This is a genomic window from Paenibacillus solani (assembly GCF_001277345.1).
GTDB classification, from domain to species: domain Bacteria; phylum Bacillota; class Bacilli; order Paenibacillales; family Paenibacillaceae; genus Paenibacillus_AQ; species Paenibacillus_AQ solani.
The window spans coordinates 625,173-649,702 of record NZ_LIUT01000008.1 but is presented as its reverse complement, the minus strand read 5'-3'; the positions used below and the strand labels follow the sequence as shown (position 1 = coordinate 649,702).

The window sequence follows — 24,530 nt, the reverse complement described above, 5'->3', positions numbered from 1 at the left end:
AAAATTACTCCTTATCCGAGAGAGCAAACATTATCTCTCCCTCAGCAACGACACGCCCGTCCACGGTCGCGGTTGCTTTCCCCTTGCCGATCATGCCTTTTAAGCGGATAATCTCGACTTCCAGCCGCAGCGTGTCTCCAGGCACGACTTGGCCGCGGAAACGAAAACCATCAATGCCCGCCAAAAAGCCGAGCTTCCCCCGGTTGCTCTCAACATTGAGAATCGCAACAGCGCCTACTTGTGCCAAAGCTTCTACAATGAGAACTCCAGGCATAACGGCATACTCAGGGAAATGCCCGACAAAAAACGGCTCGTTGATCGTAACGTTCTTGATGCCGACCGCCCGTTTGCCATCCTCGATCTCCACAATTTTATCAACCAGCAAAAATGGGGGGCGATGCGGAATAATTTCTTGAATCTGTTTGATGTTCAACATAATATACAAATCCTCCTTATGTACGTACCCACCAAGCATAGCGTTTGAAAAGCTTCGCTCATTCCAGATGCTTCCGCTATGCCGCTTTTTTCAAGCTGGGGAAGGTTTTATAGATGGTTCTATCCTGCTTCATCTTTGAGGTTCACATGACGAATTTCAATTCATTTGCATAAAAATAAGGATCTGCGGAGAAAATGATAGATATCCTTCACCGCTGCAGAAGTGAAGGTTTTAGATAAGGGGCTTTCTCCTTCTGAACATCTATATGGGGAGAGGGCCCTTTTGTATACATCCGTTCTTTGTCATGGAATGACAAAGCTAACACGCAAGTCCCACCCCATTATACCGTTTAACCCCCAAAAAAGAAAACTCCCCGAAGGGAGTTCTTCATATACACGTAATGAAATTAAATTCACCTTAACTTCGAATCAAGGCGCAAATATCAAATCAAAAACATGCTTCCACGTGCTCCATTCAAACACTTCGCTAAGCTCCTGTTTCCCAAGGACAACATATCCAAAGACCAGACCCCCGCATAATGCCAATACGAGCAATATGGGAACCATGATGCGGACAGCTATTTTCCATCCGGATGTCTTGGAGCGTTTTTTGGCGTTTGATTCACTCATGAAGCCCACCTACCCTCGCATTGTGTTAGCAAGGTTCATCATGGTATCGCTGGAACTAAGTCCACGGGCCATTAGCTGGTAGGTTCGCTGAACTTCCATCATTTTGGACATTTCATCGGCCAGGTTAACGTTGGATTGCTCAATGAATCCGGAGAGCACCTTCGATTTAGGCTCTTCACCCGGAGCGAGCGGCGTCATATCGAACACATCAGCTTCCGTCAAGCCATCCCCTACCACAAACATGTTGTCGCCCACCGCAGCCAAGCCCTCAGGACGCATAAGCTCGACCAGCTTCAAGGTTGCATATGGAGCCGTACGACCTGTTGGGGTCTCCACGATGATCTGCCCCTTCTGATTAATGGCCACTTTCCCTTTGACCGGGAGTGAAATCGGCGCATTATTCACATCTAATACGGGATAGCCCTGGGAATTGACCAACAACAAGAAATTAGGGTCACGTTCATCCGGGGTTACATGGAATCCGCCTTCACGGGTATATCCGATCGCACCATCCCCTTGCACGGCAAACATGGCTTGTCCGTCAACCATCAGATCAAGGGGATTGCCGGTTTCCTTCATGGCCCCCTGTTCCATATTTGGCACGATGGAGGACATTCTCATCCCATATCCGAGAGTATAACCAAGCGGTGTGGCACGTCCGGTCCGATCAAAATCCTTATGATATCCCTGTACCTGCGTCAGCACATCTTCAAAGGAGGCTTCCTTCTTCTTATAACCAGCCGTGTTGACGTTTGCCATATTATCCGCGATCACATCCAGCCGCTGCTGGAGTGCATTCATGGACACCATAGCGCTTATCATCGAGTTGTTCATCACTTACCTCCCGTGGGCTCACATTTAACATACAGCAACGTGCAACCTAAATACATACAAAACCAGCCCTAAACCCGACCGATCTCATTAACCGCTTTATCCAGCGTCCGATCGTAATACTGAACGATCTTCTGATTCGTTTCATACGCACGCAGCGCAGCAGTCAATTCGACCATGGATTGCGTTGGATCCACATTCGATGCTTCAATGAATCCTTGACGGATGACTCCATTATCAGTATCGGTCATAAAACGCGTCTGTCCATCTGGATCCGCCATACGGAATACTCCAAGACCCTCACGAATTAAGCCATGAGGTTCACTCACGATGCTGATTCCGAGGGTGATGCCTGTCCCATTACCATCCGCGTCCATGATTTCACCTTGTTCATTCACTGTAAAGTTACGCGCCGAGCCTGTCAATACGATCGGCCTGTTATTGTTATCCAGAACCTGATAGCCGTTCTCGCTCAATAAGCTGCCCTCCGGACTCAACCGGAAGCTTCCGTTACGGGTATAACGGGTGTCGCCATCCTCATTGCGAACGGTGAAAAACCCTTCCGGACGGTAGATCACTTCACCGTTATCATCCACATATCTTCCGGAAGCATCGAATGGATAATTCTCACCTGTAGCCGGATTTTGAACATTAAAGGATGAAACAAGGGCGAAGTCGGTTGTCTTGCCAGTTTCGCGCAGTGCACCTTCGGTATAAAGCGAGATGCTCTCCTCAGCGTAAACGCCGGTATTGAACTTCCCGAGCTTCCTTCCGGCCTCTGACGATTGATTGCCACCGATCATGGAGACAAGCACTTCAGGGAACGAGCGCTGCACACTGTTCACTGCCTTGTAACCGGTTGTATTGATATTGGCAATATTCTGCGTTACCGTATTATGTCGCTGCTCCTGGGTCATCATCCCCGAAGCGGCTGTATATAATCCTCTAAGCATGAAGGCACTTCCCTTCTAATATCACAATCCTATCATCTATATCGGAAGGTTAGAACTTTTTCTTTACGACCTTGTCCAAATTATCCAGCATGATCCCCGTTCCCTTAACCACACAATGCATAGGATCCTCCGCAACGAGCACGGGTACCCGAAGTTCGTCCGTTAACAGCTCGTCCAATCCATGAAGCAGTGCACCGCCGCCCGTTAAAATGACTCCGCGATCAATAATGTCCGCCGACAGCTCAGGTGGCGTGCGCTCCAATACGGATTTGGCAGCAAGTACAATCGCCGACACAGGATCCCACAAGGCTTCTTGGACTTCGGCTGAGGATACCGTAACGGTCAACGGCAGACCGGATACCATATCACGTCCGCGGATGTCCATCTCAGCTTGCTTGCCGCTTGGACGAACAGTACCGATCGCCACTTTCAAATCTTCTGCTGTCCGCTCACCAATCAGCAATTTATATTTTTGCTTCACGTACTTCGTAATCGCCTCGTCGAATTTGTCTCCTGCCATCTTAATAGAGGAAGCGGTAACGACATCGCCCATGGACAGGACGGCCACATCCGTGGTGCCGCCCCCGATGTCCACAACCATGTTACCGCTTGGCTGGAAGATATCCATGCCTGCGCCAATTGCCGCCGCTTTCGGTTCTTCTTCCAGAAACACATCTCTGGCACCGCTGCGCTCAGCCGCTTCCCGGATCGCCTTCTGCTCCACCGAAGTAATATTGGTCGGTGCACAGATCAGGATTCGGGGCCGGCTGTGCCAACTGCGCGCGCCAACGCGATCAATAAAATACTTCAGCATCGATTCCGTAATATCGAAGTCGGCGATGACCCCGTCCCTCAGCGGGCGGATCGCCGTAATGTTGCCGGGAGTACGTCCGACCATGCGCCGTGCTTCCTCACCGACGGCAAGGACACGTTTGGTGTCGGTCTCAATCGTGACAACGGAAGGTTCGTCTAACACTACCCCCTTCCCCTTTACGTGAATAAGCACGTTCGCCGTTCCGAGATCGATTCCAATATCCTTGCTCAACATCATGAAAAGCCCCCAAAGTGTTATTTTATGGTAAAAGAATCTGTTCACTGCACCGAAACACTCATCGACAAAATCTAGCAATCCATGATGCTCTTCGGCAAAACAGGTTCCAAATGTCGATCCTATACCAGCTTTTAACATATCATACTTTAGGGGAGGGATTCAACGGCAATCTAGCGACCAAAGCCCTAAAAAATCAGGATTTTGCTGTGGCCACCGGTTCACGATTGCTGCCTGTTTTTTTGTACTTGATCTTGGTAGCTTCTCCGCCTCTGAGATGGCGGATAGATTTGTGGTATTCGAGAATGTGCTTCACCTGATCCGCCAGATCCGGGTTGATCTCCGGCAGACGTTCGGTTAAGTCTTTATGCACCGTGCTCTTCGACACGCCAAATTCTTTGGCTATAGTTCGAACCGTATGCCTCGTTTCCACGATACAGCGTCCGATCTTAATGGTCCGCTCTTTGATGTAATCGTGCACGCTCCCGCCTCCCTACTGTGTGGATAGTTTGGTACATTATATGAGGGGCATGACGGGATATTCGCGGTTTCAAGGAGTGACAAGCTTACTTGGACTCATTTATTTTCAGGACATGCCATGGGTGGACAAGAATGAAATGACCATAAAGCAAGGCACAGCAAGGGTAGGACTTGCCCACATGAATGGGACAAAAAAAAGGCAGGATCTTAGCGATCCTGCCCTCTTCACGTGCGCGGTGGGCGCATGCGTTATCGAAGAGATAAATTTATTTTTGCGGAAGCACACTCACAGGGTTGACCAGTTTCCCGCCCTCATACACTTCAAAGTGCACATGGTTGCCGAGATCCTTCTCAAATTCACTGCGTCCAGCAGTTGCGATCGCATCGCCCTGCTTCACTTCCGCGCCTTCCTTCACTTTCACTTCGTTCAAGCTTTGGTACACGGTTTTTGTATCACCGGATGTAATCTCCACCACATGACCGTTAAGCGGATGATTCTCTACCCGAGTTACTTGCCCTGTAAGTGCTGCTCTAACTTCAAACTCCGTGCCATCCGCTGTTGCCAGGTCAATACCCAAGTTGGGCGAAAAGGTATCGTTGTATTGCACCATCGCCTCTTGATGCGTTTCCGGGCTTGCCTCATCGAAATATGGTTTGACAATGCTAACAGCTACGTCATCCGTTACCGGCCAGATCATCGATTGAGCCTGGGCCGTTACTTCTAAAGCTTCTCCGTCTGTTGCGGTTCCAGCAGCCTTCTCTGAATCCTGTGCTGTTTCGTTTACAGTTGCCATTTCCTCTTGTGGTTTCAGCGTTTTTTGGCTGGCGTCCTGGTAGACCCACACGAGGGTTAGTATAATTGCCGCTGCTGCTAAGTATGCTGCCGGGAACACCCACCGTTTGGATAAAGCTTTCTTCCACGAAGATGACGTTACCACCGAATCTCCTTGTACAGTTTTAGGAGTTTCTTCGTGGGGTTTACTATTTTTGTTCTGTTCATTCATTTGCAATCACCTCAGTAACCATTGTTACCGGGGGCAACTCTTTTATACGTTATCACTATTATTTTTTTGAGAGGTTGTTCAAAAAGTCATCTTTTGATAAGAAAACCAATCGAGGCCAATCAAAGAAGAGCGACCGCGATTCAAAGGTAGGTTTTCTTGCGATATAGAATTCCATCAGCTCTGCTGATAATGAATAAATTCTATATCTAACACGAAGTAAATCAAGAAGTAACTCGGCATCGAATCTTGAATTCAGCTGGTCCTAGCTTTATTTAACCTGAAGCATTTTGAAAAAACGCACTTCGGAAGCATTACCCTTCGGTGCTGAAAATTCGACTTTTTGAACTTGCACTTAATGAGAGAGAAGATTTGAAGTTTCGGCAAAAGAAATATTCGTATAGTAGTGCTTCAGAATCTCTTTCGCCTTGTAACCCTCGCGGGCCATGCCCTCGGCTCCGTACTGGCTCATACCTACGCCGTGGCCGTTACCGTAGGTCGTAATCTCAATCTCTCCCTCTTTCATATGAAGGGCGAACTGGCTAGACCGGAGCCCGAGCTTCTCTCTCACCTCGCGACCGGAAAACTTCTTGCCCCCGACCCGTACGCTCTCAATGCGGTGGCCTTGTGTATACGAGAGGACTTTCAAAAAAGAAGAGGCCCCATCCCCGCCTGCCGATACCGGTACGGCTCCATCTGCCAAACCAAGCTTACCTAAAAACTCTGAACGCGGCATCGTAACTGTAGTCTTGTATTTTGGTGAAATCTCTTTATCCCATGGACTCTCCACGCTGCGCAGATAGGGAATCTCGTTCTTCCAATAATCCTCTGAATTTTCGGTATATCCGTTACTTGTGGAGAAAAAAGAAGCCGTGATCGGCTCACCCTCATAGGTCATTACCCAGCCCGCCGTTTCATTTACCGCCTGCTGGAGCTTCGCCAGCTCCGTTTCCTTGCCCAGTCGCTGCCACTCCATTGTCAGCTCGGCTTGGGCAATGTAAGCCTGGTGGCTGACGGTATCGGTCACCAGTGCCTTGTCGTCCGGCACGCCGCTGCGGTCGCCGGACAATAGCCGCTGCACAATATAGGTCCGTGCCGCGATGGCCTGGGCCTTGAGTGCCTCCAGCTGGAACTCTGCCGGCATCTCGGCGGCCAGGACGCCGACGACATATTGTTCCAGCGGCAGCTCTTCCACGGTTTCCGTCTTGGTTAAGTAGACGGAAACCATGGGCTCTTCCGCCGCCTGCGGCTCGGCGGAAGGCAGCGGGGGCGGCCCGGGCGGCAGCGGCTCTGGTGGATGGTTGCCAGGGGCAACCACCAGCAGAGGCAGCGCCAGCGCCAAGGCCAGCAGCCCCGCCACCGCCCAGACGGCAGGGTGCATCCGCACCCGCCGTCTTCCGGCGGTCGGGCGCCGCGCGGCAAAGCCGCGGCGCCCCCAGCGCGAGGGCCGCGCACGGAACGTGCGGCCCCCGCGCGGCACGCGGCCCGATGCCGCAGGCGCGTAGCGCTGCGGCTCGGGCGCGGGCTGCGGGCCCTGCGGCATGGCCGCTGGCCCGCCGGGGTCTGGCGCGGCGCCGTGCGCACGCGCGCCAGCCGGGCGTTCGGGCGGCGGCGCAGATGCCGCCCGCTTGCCGTGGCCGGACTCGCCATAGGCGTCCGGCCCTTCCCCTGGGCCGCGGTGCCCACGCGGCCCGCCCTCCATGCTGTATCGATTTGTATCCGATATCGATAGCTGTCTATGTTTTTCCGTAGGTACCGTTTTCTGCTCAAGCGCTCCGGGAAATTCCCACTTTATTATGGGTACAGCCTCATCTTTGGATGGCTTCTGATACGGCTCTACCTTCTCTGCTTTGGGAGTTTGGTCTGGACTTCTCGCTCGCGTACCGCCTGCGCTGCCCATATTCACCCGAACCTTCGAATCTTTCATTTGCATTTCCCTCCTGTGTCTGTTCCCCTGGTATATGCCTCTTCTGCTTCTCTCCCTCTCCTCGCATCTTTGGTTAAGCCTCTACTGATACTTATGAGAAACGGACTTTTGATAGAACTGTTCTAAGAGAAAGATTGGAAAAGGAATCCAAGCAAAACTTTCACAACCTAAGAGATAATCCATCAGGCACGTTCCTGACGTACCATCGGTCCTAGATAAAAGGTTAGAATGAGGATTAATAAGAAACCCAGCACTTAAGAAGGATCAAAAAAAGAAGAAGAGGCTCGCCCTCACGGGCCAAGCCTCTTCTTCTTCACTCTATCACACTCGGATGACCTCATCATCCAAGATGGTTATTACGCCCAAGTTGGTTGGACTTTAAAAAGTTTGGTCTCTTCCAATTCGTTTGCCACTTTCTTCGGAGCCTTCTCCGTGCTCGGTTCCTCCGTCGAGATGCGCCAGATGTCCGCGCCAAGTCCAGACAGCTTCTCAGCCAAATGAACATATCCGCGGTCGATATGCTGAACGCCACCGACTTCCGTTGTCCCCTCTGATACGAGTCCCGCCAGTATCAAAGCAGCTCCGGCCCGAAGATCGGTTGCTGTGACTTTAGCGCCCTTAAGCTTAGCACCACCTGTAACGATGGCAGAGCGCCCTTCAACCTTAATTTCGGCATTCATCAACTGGAACTCATCCACATGCATGAAGCGGTTCTCGAATACGGTTTCCGTAACTACACTTGTACCTTCGGAGACCAGCAACAGCGCCATCATTTGGGACTGCATGTCAGTTGGGAAGCCAGGGTAAGGCAAGGTTTTCACATCCACTGACTTTAATGGTTTATCCGCGATAACGCGGATTCCATTCTCGTCCGGTTCAATCGTGATCCCCATCTCCTCCATTTTGGAAATGACAGGTCCAAGATGATCGGCGATAGCTCCTTCCACATAAACATCCCCGCCAGTGATAGCAGCAGCTGCCATAAAGGTACCTGCTTCGATCCGGTCTGGAATGACATTATGCTGGACGCCATGCATTTTCTCAACGCCTTCGATACGAATGACCCCCGTACCCGCACCGCGAACTTTGGCGCCCATCGCATTCAGGTAATTCGCTAAATCGACAATTTCCGGCTCTTTCGCCGCATTTTCGATAACGGTAACTCCCTCTGCCAATGTAGCAGCCATCATAATATTTTCAGTAGCACCTACGCTAGCTACGTCTAAGTAGACCTTCGCTCCACGTAATCTGCCATTGCTCTTTGCTTCAATATATCCTTGTCCGAGGCTAATCTCAGCCCCGAGCGCTTCAAATCCTTTAAGGTGTTGATCAATCGGTCTTGTGCCGATCGCGCATCCCCCGGGCAGCGATATCCGGGTACGTCCACAGCGTGCCAGTAAAGGGCCCATGACCAAAAAAGACGCTCGCATCTTCCGCACCCATTCATAAGGTGCTTCACATGTCGTTATGTGCTCTGCATTCACACGTATCACTTCATCTTGATATGTAATGCCTGCACCAAGCGATTCCAATACTTTACTAATTGTAATTACATCGTCAAGAGGAGGCGCGTCAATAATAACACTTTCCCCAACTTCCCCTAAGAGAGAGGCAGCGATGATCGGAAGAACTGAATTTTTTGCTCCGCTGACTTTGACGCTTCCGGTCAGTCTTTTGCCACCGCGGACGATAAATTTGCTCATCATGGTTTCCCTCCGCGTCCATAATTTTCCTGATTCCATGTGTTAGTGATTAAGTTGCTGCTAATTCCCTAACTTTCATCTTACCATTAGGGTTTTCAGCTATACAAGCGATTTTCGAACTATTTATGACACCTGATTCGATGAAACAGCATCTGTTATCAGATACTTATCATACTGCTTTATGAAGCATCTGTTATCCGCAGTAAGGACCTACGAAAGTTACCATGACCGATCAACACTTGTCAATGCACAACAATTACCGGGTGAACTTTATAGTCCGGAAGTCATACGGTCCGCCCGATCAAAGTCTTATTAAGTTAAGTGTTAACATAATAAAATGTGTTTATTCGACATGTTCTCTTCAAGCAATCTAACAGAGATATAACCATTCAACCCGCACTTAAAACAGACGAGTATAAAATGGAGTAAGTGCAACATCATCATACAATCAAATTCGAAAAGAACCTTTGAAAACATTCTAGTGTTATGTATGACGTTCTTTCTCGCCCTAAAACATATATCGGATCATTTGACTCCATGTAATATAGTCAATTAGGAATTCAGCCACGAATCGCCCGAGCACCACAGCTAGCAGCAGGTGTAACAACTTTCCCTGCGGCCCTTTCGGATGACGGACAATCAAATCCAGCTTCACTTGCTGTAATGCCCACCAAGCCAGTGCAATACAAATCAACGAAACGACAATCGATACCAATCCGTTCACACCGATTGCACTGATTGAACTAGATAAATCCTGACTCATGCTCCCTCCTCCTTCGTAAATTCGCAAGTCCACTTCAGGACCGACTCTTCTATAATACTTGGCTGGACGCTAAGAATCCAGCACTTTCTATCCGACATTTCCTCGGAAATAATAAAATTTATCGACATTGCTCAAAAAGGATCAAGAACACGCCATTAATAGAAGTCAAAAACACTGTTTATAACGCCATCATAAACCATTTAAACACCAGTAATGGTAATATTTTCATTCCCTAAGCAGCTATTTATACTTATTATATTACAAAAAAATACCGGAACCTAATTTAGGGTCCGGTAAAGCTTTTAGCATATTCAGGTCACTGTATACCTCGCCTCTTTTAGAAATCTGAGGTCGCTATATGAATGGTTCCAAAAACCGGCAGTGCACCTGACAGGAGAGCAGCAACCAACAAGCGATACCGGCGCGTCTGAGAAGTTATTGACGGTTACGGATGCATTCAAGCCGCCAGCTAGATTCTCATAATACGATTTACCGACATTCTGTGCCAGTGAGAAGATTTGCTTCCGGGAGTAGAATAGCCATAAGGATGACCACCCTACTCTCTTAGATGCTATAGGTTATGCATCAACTCTATTAAAATAACCGATAGATGTAATAGGAAATTCGCACATTTAATAGAATCGCAATCGGCTTATGAGTATTAGATTCCAAGAGCTATTGCAGTTATGATACTCAATGTACTCTCCTAAATTACCGAACCATTTATTTATATAATTGAAGACTCTTCTTGTGATTCATTGTTGAAACAGCATCAATGAAACCTATGTAGACCAGTAAATAAAAAAAGACAGCTTGCTGTATGAATACAGCAAGCTGTCTATGTCTGTTCATTAATTATGTCTCACTTTAATCCGGTTCATCGCTCTTTGCAGAGCCAACTCTGCGCGACGATGGTCAACTTCGTCCTGTCTTCCCTTTGCATGCAGGCGAGTTTCAGCTCTTTCCTTCGCGGCTTCCGCACGCTCCAGATCGATCTCAGTTGCTCTCTCTGCGCTTTCCGCCAGGATAACAATCTTATCTTTACGAACTTCGACAAAACCGCCTTGTACCGCAAACGGAGTTTTCTCGTTGCCGACTTTCACATAAACTGGCGCTATCTGAAGCGGCGTAACGAAGGAAATATGGCCAGGCAAAATACCCAGCTCTCCCTCAACTCCACGTACCGTAACACTGTTCACCTGCTCGGAATAGACCAGGCGGTCCGGGGTTACGATTTCCAACAAAATGGTGCTCACTTCCATCCCTCCTCACCGTTTTCCGCAGAAAACTCGCGCAGCAGACCTTACCGTCCCGGTACGGGTTCGGCTGCGGTCTGCTGATCACGGAGCGTCAGCTTACAATGTTTTTGCTTTTTCAACTGCCTCTTCAATCGTACCTACGAACAAGAAAGCCGCTTCTGGAAGGTGATCGTACTTGCCTTCCAAGATTTCTTTGAAGCTGCGCACGGTTTCTTTAACCGGTACATACTTACCCGGAATGCCGTTGAACTGCTCGGCAACGTGGAAAGCTTGGGAAAGGAAACGCTGAATACGACGAGCACGTCCAACAATCGCTTTATCTTCCTCACTCAGCTCATCCATACCGAGGATGGCAATGATATCTTGAAGCTCATTGTAGCGTGCAAGAATTTGCTTTACGCCCTGAGCTACATTATAGTGCTCTTCACCCACAATTTCCGGAGCCAAAATACGGGAACTGGATGCAAGCGGATCTACCGCAGGGTAGATACCCATCTCGGAAATTTTACGCTCGAGGTTCGTCGTTGCATCCAAGTGAGCAAACGTCGTCGCCGGAGCCGGATCCGTATAGTCATCCGCAGGTACATAGATAGCCTGAATGGAGGTTACAGATCCTTTTTTGGTAGAAGTAATCCGCTCCTGCAAGCGTCCCATCTCGGATGCCAGCGTTGGCTGGTAACCTACTGCGGAAGGCATACGGCCCAGAAGGGCGGATACTTCGGAACCCGCTTGAGTAAAGCGGAAAATGTTGTCGATAAAGAGCAATACGTCTTTACCTTCTTGATCACGGAAATATTCCGCCATCGTCAAACCAGTCAATGCTACACGAAGACGGGCACCTGGAGGCTCGTTCATCTGACCGAACACCATCGCCGTTTTGCTGATAACGCCGGAATCACTCATCTCGTGATACAGGTCATTACCTTCACGAGTACGCTCGCCTACGCCGGCAAATACGGAGATACCGCCGTGTTCTTGAGCGATATTGTTGATCAATTCCTGGATCGCAACGGTTTTACCTACACCGGCACCACCAAAGAGACCGATTTTACCGCCTTTTTGGTAAGGAGCTAGCAAGTCGATAACTTTAATACCCGTTTCCAGCATTTCTGCTTGGGTAGAAAGCTCGTCATAAGCAGGAGCTTCGCGGTGAATCGGGTTGTTTACTTCGGATACCACAGCACCCGCATTATCGATCGGCTCACCCAGTACGTTAAATACTCGGCCGAGTGTAGCGGAACCTACAGGTACCGTAATTGGTCTGCCCAAGTCCACAGCTTCGATACCGCGAATGAGACCATCCGTGGATGACATCGCGATACAACGAACCAGATTATCTCCTAAATGATTGGATACTTCCAAAGTCAAATCAATCGAGCGGCCGCCTTCCAACGTTGCTTCAATCTTGACAGCATTAAAAATCTCGGGAAGATGACCGCGCTCAAATTCAATGTCAACTACAGCACCTGTAATGCTGACAACGCGTCCTTTATTCATTGATTCGTTTTCCCTCCTACCCGCTCACCTCTAAGGATGAACGATGATCGTAAAAGCGGCTGACATGTCATGCCGCATATCCGTTACATACTAAATTATAAATTCCAATGTGCATTACTGCTGAGCGTTTGCGCCGCCCACGATCTCGGAAATTTCCTGCGTAATGGCAGCCTGACGAGCACGGTTATATGTGAGGTTCAACTCGTTGATCATCTTGCTCGCGTTCTTCGTGGCTGCGCCCATCGCAGTCATCTTCGCACCCAGCTCACTCGCCTTCGCATTCAGCATTGCACTGAAAATCAACGTTTCCGCATATTTCGGAAGCAGAATCTCAAGCACGCCTTCAGGAGAAGGTTCGTATTCATAACTGGTCAAGTCGCCTCCACTACCAATGTTCTCCATTGGCAGAAGTTTGGAGATCTCTTGCAGTTGAGTCAAGGCATTCACGAATTGGTTATAGCACACGTATAACTCATCAATCTGACCCAGCTCATACTGATGAACCGCCGCATTAGCGATGGTCTTGATATCTGCATAAGTCGGACTATCGGATAAATCGGTGAGCTCTTCAACAACCGGAAGTCCACGACGACGGAAATAATCCCGTCCTTTACGTCCGATCACAAACAGGCAATACTCATCCTTGGACTGATGGCGTTCTGCGATAAAATTCGAAACCTTGCGCAAAATGTTGGAGTTCGATGCACCAGCAAGACCGCGGTCAGAAGTGATTACCAGATAACCGGTTTTCTTCACTTCGCGCTTCTCCAGCATCGGATGACTGATTCCATTGGTTCCAGCAGCTATGCTGCCCACAACCTCTTTCAGCTTCTCGGAGTAGGGAAGTGCAGAGGTTGCCTTCTCTTGAGCTCTTCTCAGCTTGGCAGCAGCAACCATTTCCATCGCCTTGGTGATCTGCCTTGTGTTCTGAACACTCTTGATCTGCCGCTTAATATCACGTAATCCTCTTGCCATGTTTTCACCACCTTAAAGCTTTGGCGAAGCCAAAGCTAACTTCGAAAGCAATCACCTAACTTTGGCGAAGCCAAAGTTACTTCGTAAGCAAATACCTAGCCTTGGCCGAGCCAAAGCCAACTTCATATACGTAGACCAAGCTTTGGCTAGGACCAAAGCCAAACCTGTTAGACAACATCACTTTGGTCACAGCCAAAGCTACATTCCATATGATGAAAGAGGATGCCGGGCGTAACCCGGCTCCCCTCCTGTTACTTGCTTGAGGAGCTTACACCGAAGTGGCAAAGCCCTTCTTAAATTGATCGATCGCCGCTTTCAAAGCGTTTTCGTTATCGGATGTCAGATCCTTCGTATCTCTGATGGATTGAAGAATCTCCGGTTTATTGCTTTCAATAAACGCGAGGAATTCGCTCTCGAAACGACGCACGTCGGCAACCTCGATATCATCGATATATCCCTTAACAGCTGCGTACAAGCTAACCACCTGCTGTTCAACGGACAACGGCTGGTTTACGCCCTGTTTCAGAATTTCCATCAATCTTGCACCACGGTTCAAACGAGCCAAGGTTGATTTGTCCAGATCGGATCCGAACTGGGAGAACGCCTGAAGCTCACGATACTGCGCAAGATCCAGCTTCATGCCCCCTGCAACCTTTTTCATCGCTTTGATCTGCGCGGAACCACCGACACGGGATACCGAAATACCAACGTTAATCGCTGGACGCTGACCGGAGTAGAACAACTCGGACTCCAGGAAGATCTGTCCATCCGTAATCGAAATTACGTTGGTTGGAATGTAAGCAGATACGTCAGAAGCCTGTGTTTCAATAAATGGAAGTGCGGTTAATGAACCACCACCAAGCTCATCATTGAGCTTCGCTGCACGTTCCAGCAAACGGGAGTGCAGATAGAACACGTCACCCGGATAAGCTTCCCGACCCGGAGGACGACGAAGGAGCAAGGACAACTCACGGTATGCAGCCGCTTGTTTGGACAAGTCATCATAGATGATGAGCGCATGCTCGCCTTTGTACATAAAGTACTCGCCCATTGCGCAACCTGCGTACGGAGCGATATACTGCAGCGGAGCTGGCTCAGAAGCCGAAGCCGTAACAACAATGGTGTACTCCAGTGCGCCGTAACGGCGAAGAGTTTCAACCACTTGTGCTACAGTCGATTGCTTTTGTCCAATCGCTACATAGATACATTTCACGCCGCTGCCTTTTTGGTTTAGAATAGTATCGATTGCAACCGTGGTTTTACCCGTTTGGCGGTCACCGATAATGAGCTCGCGCTGTCCGCGGCCGATCGGCACCATTGCGTCAATCGCTTTAATCCCTGTTTGCATAGGCTCATGAACCGACTTACGGTCGATAACGCCTGGTGCACTACTCTCAACCGGACGGAAAGCAGCCGCTTCAATAGGTCCCTTGCCGTCAAGCGGTTGACCCAGCGGATTGACAACGCGTCCAAGCAGAGCTTCGCCTACAGGAACTTCCATGATACGTCCTGTACGTTTTACCTGATCGCCTTCCTTGATATCGGAGTAAGGTCCCAAGATAACGACACCCACATTGCTCTCTTCAAGGTTCAGCGCCAGACCGAACACGCCGTTCTGGAACTCCAGGAGTTCCCCGGACATTGCGTTCTCCAGGCCATACACGCGAGCAATACCGTCACTAACTTGAATGACCGTACCTACTTCAGAGACAGTGATATCGGATTTATATTCTTCAATTTGACTTTTGATTAAAGTACTGATTTCTTCAGGTCTGATACTCAACGTTTTCACCCCTATCTACTATGCTCGTCTATTAAAAGACTTTTCAAGACGTTCCAGCTTACCGGAGAGGCTTCCATCATACAGCTTATCGCCAATGACAACCTTCAGGCCCCCGAGCAAGCTCTTGTCTACAATATTGGACACCCGGATCTTCTGATGTGCCAACTGTCCGAATTCCGAAGCTACCTGTTCTTTTTCCTGATCGCTAAGCGGATAAGTGGAGTATACCGTAGCGTCTGCCAATCCCAAGCTTTCGCCTTGTATCTTCACATAACTGTTCAGCAGTTCGGAGAACATATCTGTACGCCCACGGTCAAGAAGCAATTCTATCGTATTCAAGACCGGCTGCGATACTTTACCTGCTAACGCCTGCCTAATGGCATTCATCTTTACGGACTGGGGAATATTCGGCGTGGAGATGAAGGTTTGAATGTCCGCATCACCTTCAATAGCTTGCACAACTGCGCGCAGCTCCTCTTCCACTTCCAGACCCTTCTGCTGCTGAGCCGCCACATCGAACAGCGCCCGCGCATACCGCTTGGCTGCTACTGTATTTTGGCTCATGATCTGCCTCCTACCTCTTTAAGGTATTGGTCCACCAGTTCTTCTTGAGCTTGGTCATTCTTCACTTCACGTTCAATCAGCTTCTCAGCGATCTTAACGGAAACGCTGCCGATTTCACCGCGAAGCTCTGCCACGGCTTTCGTTTTCTCGCTCTCGATTTCGCGTACAGCATCGACTTTGATGCGATCCGCTTCCTCTTTAGCCAGTTCCAAAATCTGTTCAGCCTGCTTGTTGCTCGTTTGCTTGGAACGTTCGATGATCTCATGAGCTTCTTGACGCGCTTGGTTCAGCGCTTGCTTCTGCTCTTCTACATAGACATGTGCCTGTTCGCGAGTTTTGGAAGCTTCGTCGAGCTGGCTCACGACCAATTCCCGACGCTGCTCCATAATTGCAAACAATTTACCGAAAGCATATTTATTAAGCAGAAAGTACAGAATAGCAAATGCAAGAATTGAGACTATAATATTCTCCCAAAGTACTTCTCCCATGGATGAAGTCACTCCTTTCCGTTAATGCGAATTGCAGTTCTTAACAAAACGAAGGCGCGGATGGCATCGGCCCTCCCCGCCAAACCGTTGTATTCTTATTAAGAAAACATGATCAAGAAAGCAATAACGGTAGCAGCGAGTGGAACTACCTCGACGATACCAACACCGATAAACATCGTTGTTTGCAACGGACCGCGAGCTTCCGGTTGACGAGCGATAGATTCTACTGTTCTACTTACGATCATACCGTTACCCAAACCTGCGCCCAACGCGCCCAAACCTACTGCAATAGCTGCTGCTAAAAATTCCATTGATAAATTTCCTCCTTAAATATGGTTCTAATTTAGTTAATATAATAGATCTCTTTCGAAATTGCCGATTAGCCGGCACGTTTCGGCCGAGCTTATTAATGCGCTTCTTCTTCGTGAACCGTGGTTTGTGCGATATAAACCATGGTCAAGATCGTAAAGATGAAAGCCTGCAATGCACCGATAAATATACTGAACCCTTGCCATACGGCCAGGAACGGTATACCGAAGTATCCCATTTTCAGGATTACCGTGATGAGTACCTCACCTGCGAAGATGTTAGCAAACAAACGGATTGCCAGAGCGATCGGTTTTGCCAGGTTCTCAATGATATTGAGCGGCAGGAAGATCGGGAACGGTTCGATGTAATGCTTCAGGTAATGCTTGCGATTCAGCTTCAGACCCAGGTAGTTCATCAAGAAGAACACAACGATTGCTAAACCTGCTGTAATGGAGATGTCAGCTGTCGGTGATTTCCACCAGAGAACGTGAGCCATATGGCCATCTTGCAGACCTCTCGTAGCTTCAATCGTATGACCGAACACTTTAAAATCAGCAGGCAAGTCTGTGATAATAGCAAACGGCAATCCTAGCAAGTTCGCTACGAAGATAAATATAATCAAGGTTAAACCTAGAGATATATAGGGTTTCCCCTTCTTTAAATCCATAGCACTGGCTACGATGCCTTGCACAAATTCTACGACCCACTCCATGAAGTTTTGCATTTTGGAAGGGTTTTCGACAGACAGATTACGAACGGCCAGCCTCGCCAGTACGAAGACAATGATACAAGTCACTAGCAACATAATGACGGCTGATAGATCAAGTCGAAATCCACCTAGATCAATAATCGGTGAATCATGCATATAATTGTTTTCACCCCTTTCCAATTAGCGCTGATCAATTCTTCATTCTCAAGCTAACAATAATGCTGACCGGAATCATCAACAATTGGGGAATGAACAGGCCAATGATCGTAGCACCGAGCGATACTTGTTCGAGCTTGGCTGCCATCATCACGATTAAAAACGCGATGCAAAGTCTTGTGACGAATCCAAAGCTGAACCGTCTGCGCTCCTGGCTCACGGCCAAGTCCACAAGCTGCCTTACTTTAATGGAAAGAAAGCGGACGTTGAACAAACCGCCAACGATTCCCAAGATCAACCCAGATTCCTCCGGTCGATAATCCGGGTATAACGCCCATCCCAAAAACAAAGCAGATAATAAGAGTATCGATACCCTAGTTACACCGTTCACAATGGATGTTGTCAAATCATTCACTTTGCGCCCCCAAAAACTTCTTAATGAGAAGAGCAATATTCAAAATCCCTGTAAAGAGCCCTAAAACGGTTCCAATCGCCAACCAGTATCTGGGCCCGTCCAGCCATTCAGCCAGCCATCTTCCAGCAAAAAAACCGGTTACGATATATACAGCCAGCAAACCACCGCCCCCGCTAATATATAGCGCTATCAGCCAAGGGCTGTCTTGACTTTTCGGATTTTTCATATAACCTCTAATCCCAACTCATTTTACTGAATATTACAAGAGTTTGTCAATGAATCGATTTTATCGATTTACCGTGTAGAATCGGCGTTTTGAGCAATTTAAATTGCACAAAACACCGCGACAACCGTACAGTTCAACTGTATGCTGTACCCTTGTCAATCAGAATCAAGAAAACTATGCCTTTGTGAACATTCTGTGAAATTCTTTTGGACGCTCTTTTTGGATGCCAAAATGGTGCAAAATCGCATGGACAATTCGCTCTGAAGCATGTCCATCTCCATATGGATTTGCTGCCTTACTCATCTTTTCATAGAGCGCTTGATCCGTTAATAAAGCCTTAATTCGATCATACACATTCTCTTCCTGGGTACCGACAAGCTCCAGAGTCCCCGCTTCGATGCCCTCCGGACGCTCCGTCGTTTCCCGAAGCACCAATGTCGGTACGCCGAACGAAGGAGCTTCCTCCTGCATACCGCCCGAATCAGTAATGATAAAGTGCGTGCGAGTATAGATATTGTTCATATCCACGATATCCAGGGGATCGATCAGCTTAATACGCGGATGATTTCCCAGAATGCGATGAGCCGGCTCTTTGACGGCAGGGCTCGGATGCACAGGATATACGATAGCAATGTCTTCAAATTCATCTGCAATGCGCTTCACCGCTTCAAAGATCTGGCGATGCGGCTCCCCTTGTGACTCCCGGCGATGAGCCGTCATTAAAATTAAACGCTTACCTTCCGCCCAGTCCAGGACCGGATGGGTATAATCTTCACGCAACGTATATTGGAACACGTCCGTAGCCGTATTTCCTGTGACATAGATATGAGATTCTGCCTTGTTCTCCTTACGTAAATTGTTCGCGGACCATTCCGTCGGAGCAAAATGAAGATCAGCCAGCACACCAGTCAGCTGACGATTCATCTCCTCAGGATAAGGATTCAGCTTATTCCATGTGCGAAGACCTGCTTCGACATGACCAACTTGAATCTGTTGGAGGAAGGCAGCATAACTGGCCAGGAAGGTAGTCAGCGTGTCTCCATGCACCAGTACGATATCCGGCTTGACCTCACGCAGAACAGGTTCCAATCCTTCCAGGACGCGCACGGTGATTTCGTTCAGCGTTTGGCGATCCTTCATCACATCCAGATCGTAATCCGGGACAATCTTGAACACATCCAGCACCTGATCCAGCATTTGGCGATGCTGCGCAGTTACGCAAACGACCGATTCAATATGCTCGGGATGACGCTGAAGTTCTAGTATAAGCGGCGCCATCTTGATCGCTTCGGGGCGGACCCCAAATATCGTCATCACTTTCACTTTTGACATGTTTGAAATACCCCTCTTTGCATGCGTAATATTTGAATCCCAATGAAGGGACCGGCTTGTACTTATTTCGTGCCGTACAGCCGATCTCCTGCATCACCAAGACCCGGTACGATATAACCATGGTCATCCAGTCCCTCATCAAGCGCAGCAACATAGATGTCTACATCAGGATGAGCATCATGCACAGCTTTCACACCTTCGGGTGCAGCCACCAGATTCATCATCTTAATCTGCGTGCAGCCGCGTTTTTTTAGCACGTCAATAGCAGCGATGGCGGATCCGCCCGTCGCCAGCATCGGATCGATCACGATCAATTCGCGCTCCGTAACGTCTGTTGGAAGTTTCGTATAATACTCGACAGGCTGGAGCGTCTCAGGATCACGAAACAATCCAACATGCCCTACCTTAGCAGCAGGAAGCAGTTTGACTACTCCATCCAGCATGCCAAGACCAGCACGCAGGATCGGTATAAGCCCCAGCATTCGGCCGGATATGACCTTTCCCTGCGTTTCCGCTACAGGCGTCTGTACGGATATCGATTCGAGAGGAACCTCCCGCGTAATTTCATAAGCCATCAAAGTCGCAACTTCATCAACCAATTCGCGAAAGTCTTTTGTGTTAGTCCGCATATCGCGAATAAATGTAAGTTTGTGTTGAATCAACGGGTGATCACAAATCACCAATTTTCCCATGTCAGGTCCCTCCGGTTTTGAGTACAAATGTGATATCAATATGGGCGTTTATATTTGTGAGCTCCATAAATCTTGTCTATTATATCATTCCCTTTCGTCAATTGACACCTGCCGTAGTCATGTTTATTTCCCGGAGTTTTGACCCTGTAACTGGATCGCCATCTCCTTCAACCTAGGTTTTCCATTTCTGCCTATATTGATGCTTCCTAAAAACCAACCTGACCGGGAGATGAGAAGCCGCATCCAGCAAAAAATGATGGGTCCAATAAAAAAAGGAACCCACCTGCTTCAGGGGGTCCCTTCATCATAACCTGTAATTGCTTGCGAAGCTGTGATTAATATTTCATTTCAGTATAAAGAGGGTATTGGTCTGTAAGCTCAGCCACCAAACGGCTTGCTTCTGCAAGCGTCGCCTCGTCTTTAGGCTGCTTCAAGGTCATCGCAATGATTTTCGCGATTGTTACCATCGCTTGCTCATCCATGCCGCGGGAAGTAATCGCAGGCGTACCGATGCGGATACCGCTCGTGACGAACGGACTGGTCGGATCAAACGGGATAGCATTCTTATTCACGGTAATTCCGATAGAATCCAGAACTTTTTCCGCATCTTTACCGGTGATGTCCAGATTGCGTGTATCGACCAGCATCAAATGATTATCCGTTCCGCCGGAAACGATATTCAATCCTTCCTCGATCAGCGTATCAGCCAGCACTTTTGCATTCTTCACAACGTTCTCTGCATAAGTCTTGAAAGACGGATCCAATGCTTCGCCAAGCGCTACAGCCTTGGAAGCAATGACATGCATAAGCGGTCCGCCCTGGGAACCCGGGAATACAGCTTTGTCGATCGCTTGTGCCCAAGCTTGTTTGCACAGAATCATGCCGCCGCGCGGTCCGCGGAGGGTCTTGTGCGTTGTAGTGGTTACAAAGTGGGCATGCGGAACCGGGCTCGGATGAACTCCAGCTGCTACGAGACCCGCGATATGAGCCATATCGACCATGAACAATGCGCCAACATCGTTCGCAATGGCAGCCAGCTTCTCGAAATCGATGACACGAGGATAAGCGCTTGCGCCCGCCACAATCATGCGAGGGCGATGCTTGAATGCCGCTTTACGGACTTCATCGTAATCGATCAGGAATGTGTCTTCCTGCACGCCGTAGGCAACAAAGTTGTACAGCAGGCCCGAAGCATTAACCGGACTTCCGTGCGTCAAGTGTCCGCCATGAGCCAAGTTCATGCCGAGCACGGTATCGCCAGGCTTGAGCGCTGCCAAATAGACAGCCATGTTCGCTTGGGCACCGGAGTGCGGCTGAACGTTGACATGCTCGGCTCCGAACAATTCTTTGGCACGGTCACGGGCGATATCTTCCACGATGTCCACGCGCTCACAGCCACCGTAGTAGCGTTTGCCAGGATAGCCTTCCGCATATTTATTCGTCAGTACGCTCCCCATGGCTTCTATAACCGCTTCGCTGACAATGTTCTCGGATGCAATCAGCTCGATGTTGCTGCGCTGACGCTTCAATTCCAAATCCATAGCTTCCAATACAGCCGGGTCATTCTTCCGCAAATGTTCCATCATGTTTTTATCCTCCCATAATCGATCGTTTTTTGTTTCACCATCAAGACTTCAGGTTTACGACTTGCAAAAATGAGCTTTCATACGAATCAATCGCACAGCGCGGAATCATCCTTCTGCTCAAGCTGGTATACCGCCCGCTCTCCGCCAATCAGCTTCGGCCGGGTATAGGCAGCAGTCACGCGAGCCTCACCGATGTAACGCCCGCTTGGCCTGAACGGAACCGCCACTCTCCGCAAATGCATGCCGATCAGCGTCTCACCGATGTCGACTCCCGCATGGGCCTCGATGGATTCTGCAAGGCAAGGATCGGTCATACTGCGGTAAGCTGCCGAGGCCATGGAGCCGCCTGCTCCCGGAATAGGCACAGCTGCCACCTCCGTCAAGCGAAGACGCTCGAGCAGTTCACGCTCCATAACAAGCGCACGGTTCAAATGCTCACAGCATTGATATACGACAGCGAACCCGAATTCAGCTTGAACCTCGGCAATGCCCTGAAGGAGCTGCTGCGCTGTTTCAAGTGCGCCTCCCGTTCCGATCCGGCGTCCGGCTACTTCGCTGGTGCTGGCTCCGATGACCAGCACTTTGCCCGGGCCTAAGACGGCCGCTTCGGCCAGTTCACGGACAATGCTCGCTGTCTGTTCAGACAAGGAAATCTTGGAGATATCGGTCATGTCATAGTCCTCCCGATGTTTTATCACTGAAGAAGCTTCTTCCCTTCTGCACCATGGACCCTGCCAGTCGCTTAGCGACCTCAGCGGTAATGGCTATAGACTAATTCTTCAGATATCGTTCCTCGATGGCCTTGATCTTGTTCACACGGCCGACATGACGCTCGCCATGACTGAAATCGGTTGTCAGCCATGCGCTGACGATTTCCGCAGCCAGTCCGGGACCGACCACACGTTCGCCCAGTGCAATCACATTGCTGTCATTATGCTCGCGTGTCGCTTTGGCCGAGAACACATCATGCGTCAGCGCACACCGGATTCCCGGTACCTTGTTGGCAGCGATGCTCATGCCGATTCCTGTGCCGCAGATCAGAATTCCGCGATCAGCTTCACCGGAGACTACCTTCTCGCATACCGGCAGTGCATAATCGGGATAATCCACGGAATCGGAACAGCCGCAGCCAAGATCCTCCACCTCGTGTCCAAGACCCCGAATGACCTCAACAATTTCCTCTTTCAGACGAATGCCGGCATGATCTGTACCCAATGCAATCTTCATCTATGAAAAACCCCCTTGTATGTTCGCTTTTGCGTTTTAGCTTGTTTCATTATAACCCAAATGAGACGCAAAAGACGAAAAAAGAGCAGTCGGCGCACGTGTTGTGCTCCAATTGCTCTTTGCCCAGGCGACCGGCCGTATCGTCCGATGCTCCACCGTGGTTTCATCCACTTCGTCGCCAGTTACATCGGATTCCATAGTTTTTCAACTTCATCTTAAATCAATATGGAGTGAAAGGCAAGTGGCTTTTTATCCCCATAAATGTTTCTGTTTCGCGTAGCGATTAATCCTACTCGGGCAGGTCACCTTCCAGCTTGTCCAGCAGACGGAACAGCGCCGTCCGAATCTCTGCTGCCGTCGCTTCATAATCCTCCCGCGAACCACCGAAAGGATCAGAGATATCGAAACTTGGCATGCGCTGGCTCAGCTCGATCAGACGCTCGCGCTCGCTGTCACTGACTTTCCGACCCAGCGATCTGGCCAACTCAAGCGAAGCGTATAAGCTATCCAGCTCCCGTAAGTCTTCCAGCACTCTGCGATCATCCTCAACAAACTCTTTCAGCGTATGCATCTTGTCTGCGGCGTGCGGGAACTGCCGGATGGCGTAGTGCTTATGCGACTGGGTTAATGTCAGAATCAAATCTGCCCATTCCACCAGATTCGCTGTCAAAGCCTTGGATACCAAGCGCTCTTGAATATCCTGATCCTGCAGGATTCCCTGTGCATGGTGAGAGACCGGCATTCCGTCCACGGCCGAAACCCCGGCAGATTGAGCCTCCAGCGGGATGCCCCGTTGTTTGGCCAGCTTCCGCAGCATGCCTTCAGCCATTGGACTGCGGCAGGTATTCCCCGTGCAGACGAACAGTATTTTTTTCACAGGCCCGTACCTCCCGTTAGTAGATTCTTGGAGTTATTGTAACAAATATAGTGTTAAAAGATAAACATGATCCCAAATACAACCAAAATCAGTCCGCCCAGCATTTCACCGTATTCCCCCAGCTTATTGCTCACTTGCCTGCCAAGCAGCAAACCAAGTATGGCCAGCAAACCGCCCACCACACCGAAGGAAATCACGATAAGCAGCACATCATTCACAAACATCCCGAGCGATAGGCCTACCGAGAAAGAGTCTATGCTGACACTAAGCGAGAATAATAGCATACCCCAGAAAGCGGTAGGATGGATTGGCAGACCTTCTCCGCCTTTCCAGGCGTTATACATCATATGCCCGCCGAGCAGAAGCAGCAGTCCACCTGCTGCAAATCCCGTAACATGACCAAGCAGCATACCTACATAGCGCCCGGCGAATAAGCCGAGCAGCGGCATCAACATATGAAACAACGCGATCATGAAGCTGATGCCCGCCATATGAGCCAAGCGCATGCCGCTTCTCATGCCGACTCCAATACCAAGCGAAAATGCGTCTAGCCCGAGAGCAACTGCCATCAGCAGAATCGCCGCAAGCTGTCCGGATTGGAAAGACGCCTCTAACATGCCCATTCCCCCAAGTCCCATGGTCTTGTACACCATATGCGGACAAG

27 protein-coding genes and 1 riboswitch are annotated in these 24,530 nt (G+C 49.3%); all 27 genes read right to left on the bottom strand.

The features are described 5' to 3' along the window. Nucleotides 1-4: 4 nt before the first annotated feature. On the bottom strand, nt 5-436 hold the full coding sequence (gene fabZ / locus AM231_RS26975) for a 3-hydroxyacyl-ACP dehydratase FabZ (protein ID WP_053491160.1): 432 nt from the start codon (nt 434-436) through the stop codon (nt 5-7). A gap of 428 nt (nt 437-864) precedes the next feature. Continuing rightward, the gene (locus tag AM231_RS26970; protein WP_053491159.1) at nt 865-1,065 is read right to left on the bottom strand and encodes a DNA-directed RNA polymerase subunit beta; all 201 of its coding nucleotides are present in this window, start codon (nt 1,063-1,065) and stop codon (nt 865-867) included. Nucleotides 1,066-1,074: 9 nt separating this feature from the next. Continuing rightward, nucleotides 1,075-1,899, bottom strand: a complete 825-nt coding sequence (locus AM231_RS26965; RefSeq protein WP_054405387.1) for a flagellar hook-basal body protein — start codon at nt 1,897-1,899, stop codon at nt 1,075-1,077. 68 nt (nt 1,900-1,967) lie between these two features. Then, nucleotides 1,968-2,849: a flagellar hook-basal body protein gene (locus AM231_RS26960; protein ID WP_054405386.1), complete on the bottom strand. Its 882-nt coding sequence runs from the start codon at nt 2,847-2,849 to the stop codon at nt 1,968-1,970. A gap of 49 nt (nt 2,850-2,898) precedes the next feature. Continuing rightward, nucleotides 2,899-3,897 (bottom strand): rod shape-determining protein, encoded by a 999-nt coding sequence (gene mreB / locus AM231_RS26955; RefSeq protein ID WP_053494080.1) that lies wholly within the window; start codon nt 3,895-3,897, stop codon nt 2,899-2,901. Between the two features lie 196 nt (nt 3,898-4,093). Further along, nucleotides 4,094-4,378, bottom strand: a complete 285-nt coding sequence (gene spoIIID, locus AM231_RS26950; RefSeq protein ID WP_009594246.1) for a sporulation transcriptional regulator SpoIIID — start codon at nt 4,376-4,378, stop codon at nt 4,094-4,096. A 265-nt stretch (nt 4,379-4,643) separates the two neighbouring features. Further along, entirely contained in the window at nt 4,644-5,381 is a 738-nt protein-coding gene (locus tag AM231_RS26945) for a M23 family metallopeptidase (protein ID WP_054405385.1), read from the bottom strand. Between the two features lie 352 nt (nt 5,382-5,733). Beyond that, on the bottom strand, nt 5,734-6,759 hold the full coding sequence (spoIID, locus tag AM231_RS26940) for a stage II sporulation protein D (protein WP_054405531.1): 1,026 nt from the start codon (nt 6,757-6,759) through the stop codon (nt 5,734-5,736). Between the two features lie 902 nt (nt 6,760-7,661). Continuing rightward, complete coding sequence (murA, locus tag AM231_RS26935) at nt 7,662-9,008, bottom strand: UDP-N-acetylglucosamine 1-carboxyvinyltransferase (protein ID WP_165593477.1); 1,347 nt, start codon at nt 9,006-9,008, stop codon at nt 7,662-7,664. Nucleotides 9,009-9,516: 508 nt separating this feature from the next. Beyond that, nucleotides 9,517-9,771 (bottom strand): DUF1146 family protein, encoded by a 255-nt coding sequence (locus AM231_RS26930; RefSeq protein ID WP_053491153.1) that lies wholly within the window; start codon nt 9,769-9,771, stop codon nt 9,517-9,519. Between the two features lie 851 nt (nt 9,772-10,622). Beyond that, entirely contained in the window at nt 10,623-11,027 is a 405-nt protein-coding gene (locus AM231_RS26925; RefSeq protein ID WP_053491152.1) for a F0F1 ATP synthase subunit epsilon, read from the bottom strand. Nucleotides 11,028-11,126: 99 nt separating this feature from the next. Continuing rightward, nucleotides 11,127-12,527: a F0F1 ATP synthase subunit beta gene (gene atpD, locus AM231_RS26920; protein ID WP_053491151.1), complete on the bottom strand. Its 1,401-nt coding sequence runs from the start codon at nt 12,525-12,527 to the stop codon at nt 11,127-11,129. A 114-nt stretch (nt 12,528-12,641) separates the two neighbouring features. Continuing rightward, entirely contained in the window at nt 12,642-13,502 is an 861-nt protein-coding gene (gene atpG / locus AM231_RS26915) for an ATP synthase F1 subunit gamma (protein ID WP_053491150.1), read from the bottom strand. 268 nt (nt 13,503-13,770) lie between these two features. Beyond that, entirely contained in the window at nt 13,771-15,285 is a 1,515-nt protein-coding gene (gene atpA / locus AM231_RS26910) for a F0F1 ATP synthase subunit alpha (RefSeq protein WP_054405384.1), read from the bottom strand. Nucleotides 15,286-15,303: 18 nt separating this feature from the next. Next, a complete protein-coding gene (locus AM231_RS26905; protein WP_054405383.1) occupies nt 15,304-15,849 on the bottom strand; it encodes a F0F1 ATP synthase subunit delta in 546 nt (181 codons plus the stop codon). Continuing rightward, a complete protein-coding gene (gene atpF / locus AM231_RS26900) occupies nt 15,846-16,337 on the bottom strand; it encodes a F0F1 ATP synthase subunit B (protein ID WP_053491147.1) in 492 nt (163 codons plus the stop codon). Before atpF ends, AM231_RS26905 begins: the two co-directional genes overlap by 4 nt. A 98-nt stretch (nt 16,338-16,435) precedes the next feature. Next, nucleotides 16,436-16,648, bottom strand: coding sequence for a F0F1 ATP synthase subunit C (gene atpE, locus AM231_RS26895; RefSeq protein ID WP_006213098.1), 213 nt, complete (start codon nt 16,646-16,648; stop codon nt 16,436-16,438). A gap of 95 nt (nt 16,649-16,743) precedes the next feature. Beyond that, complete coding sequence (atpB, locus tag AM231_RS26890) at nt 16,744-17,511, bottom strand: F0F1 ATP synthase subunit A (protein WP_053491146.1); 768 nt, start codon at nt 17,509-17,511, stop codon at nt 16,744-16,746. Between the two features lie 34 nt (nt 17,512-17,545). Then, nucleotides 17,546-17,926: an ATP synthase subunit I gene (locus tag AM231_RS26885; protein WP_053491145.1), complete on the bottom strand. Its 381-nt coding sequence runs from the start codon at nt 17,924-17,926 to the stop codon at nt 17,546-17,548. Then, nucleotides 17,919-18,152, bottom strand: a complete 234-nt coding sequence (locus AM231_RS26880; protein WP_053491144.1) for an AtpZ/AtpI family protein — start codon at nt 18,150-18,152, stop codon at nt 17,919-17,921. The genes AM231_RS26885 and AM231_RS26880 overlap by 8 nt, the downstream gene beginning before the upstream one ends. Before the next feature lie 174 nt (nt 18,153-18,326). Next, nucleotides 18,327-19,484 carry a non-hydrolyzing UDP-N-acetylglucosamine 2-epimerase gene (gene wecB / locus AM231_RS26875; protein ID WP_054405382.1) on the bottom strand — a complete coding sequence of 386 codons (1,158 nt, stop codon included), beginning with the start codon at nt 19,482-19,484 and terminating at the stop codon, nt 18,327-18,329. Between the two features lie 62 nt (nt 19,485-19,546). After that, nucleotides 19,547-20,176, bottom strand: coding sequence for a uracil phosphoribosyltransferase (upp, locus tag AM231_RS26870; protein WP_053491142.1), 630 nt, complete (start codon nt 20,174-20,176; stop codon nt 19,547-19,549). Between the two features lie 335 nt (nt 20,177-20,511). Continuing rightward, nucleotides 20,512-21,762, bottom strand: a complete 1,251-nt coding sequence (locus AM231_RS26865) for a serine hydroxymethyltransferase (RefSeq protein WP_054405381.1) — start codon at nt 21,760-21,762, stop codon at nt 20,512-20,514. An 86-nt stretch (nt 21,763-21,848) separates the two neighbouring features. After that, a complete protein-coding gene (locus AM231_RS26860) occupies nt 21,849-22,433 on the bottom strand; it encodes a TIGR01440 family protein (RefSeq protein ID WP_054405380.1) in 585 nt (194 codons plus the stop codon). Between the two features lie 100 nt (nt 22,434-22,533). Further along, the gene (gene rpiB, locus AM231_RS26855; protein WP_054405379.1) at nt 22,534-22,989 is read right to left on the bottom strand and encodes a ribose 5-phosphate isomerase B; all 456 of its coding nucleotides are present in this window, start codon (nt 22,987-22,989) and stop codon (nt 22,534-22,536) included. Nucleotides 22,990-23,103: 114 nt separating this feature from the next. Next, nucleotides 23,104-23,185, bottom strand: a riboswitch (ZMP/ZTP riboswitch). Nucleotides 23,186-23,278: 93 nt separating this feature from the next. After that, a complete protein-coding gene (locus AM231_RS26850; RefSeq protein WP_054405378.1) occupies nt 23,279-23,866 on the bottom strand; it encodes a low molecular weight protein arginine phosphatase in 588 nt (195 codons plus the stop codon). A 53-nt stretch (nt 23,867-23,919) separates the two neighbouring features. Continuing rightward, nucleotides 23,920-24,483, bottom strand: coding sequence for a manganese efflux pump MntP (locus AM231_RS26845; protein ID WP_082341813.1), 564 nt, complete (start codon nt 24,481-24,483; stop codon nt 23,920-23,922). Nucleotides 24,484-24,530: the final 47 nt, after the last annotated feature.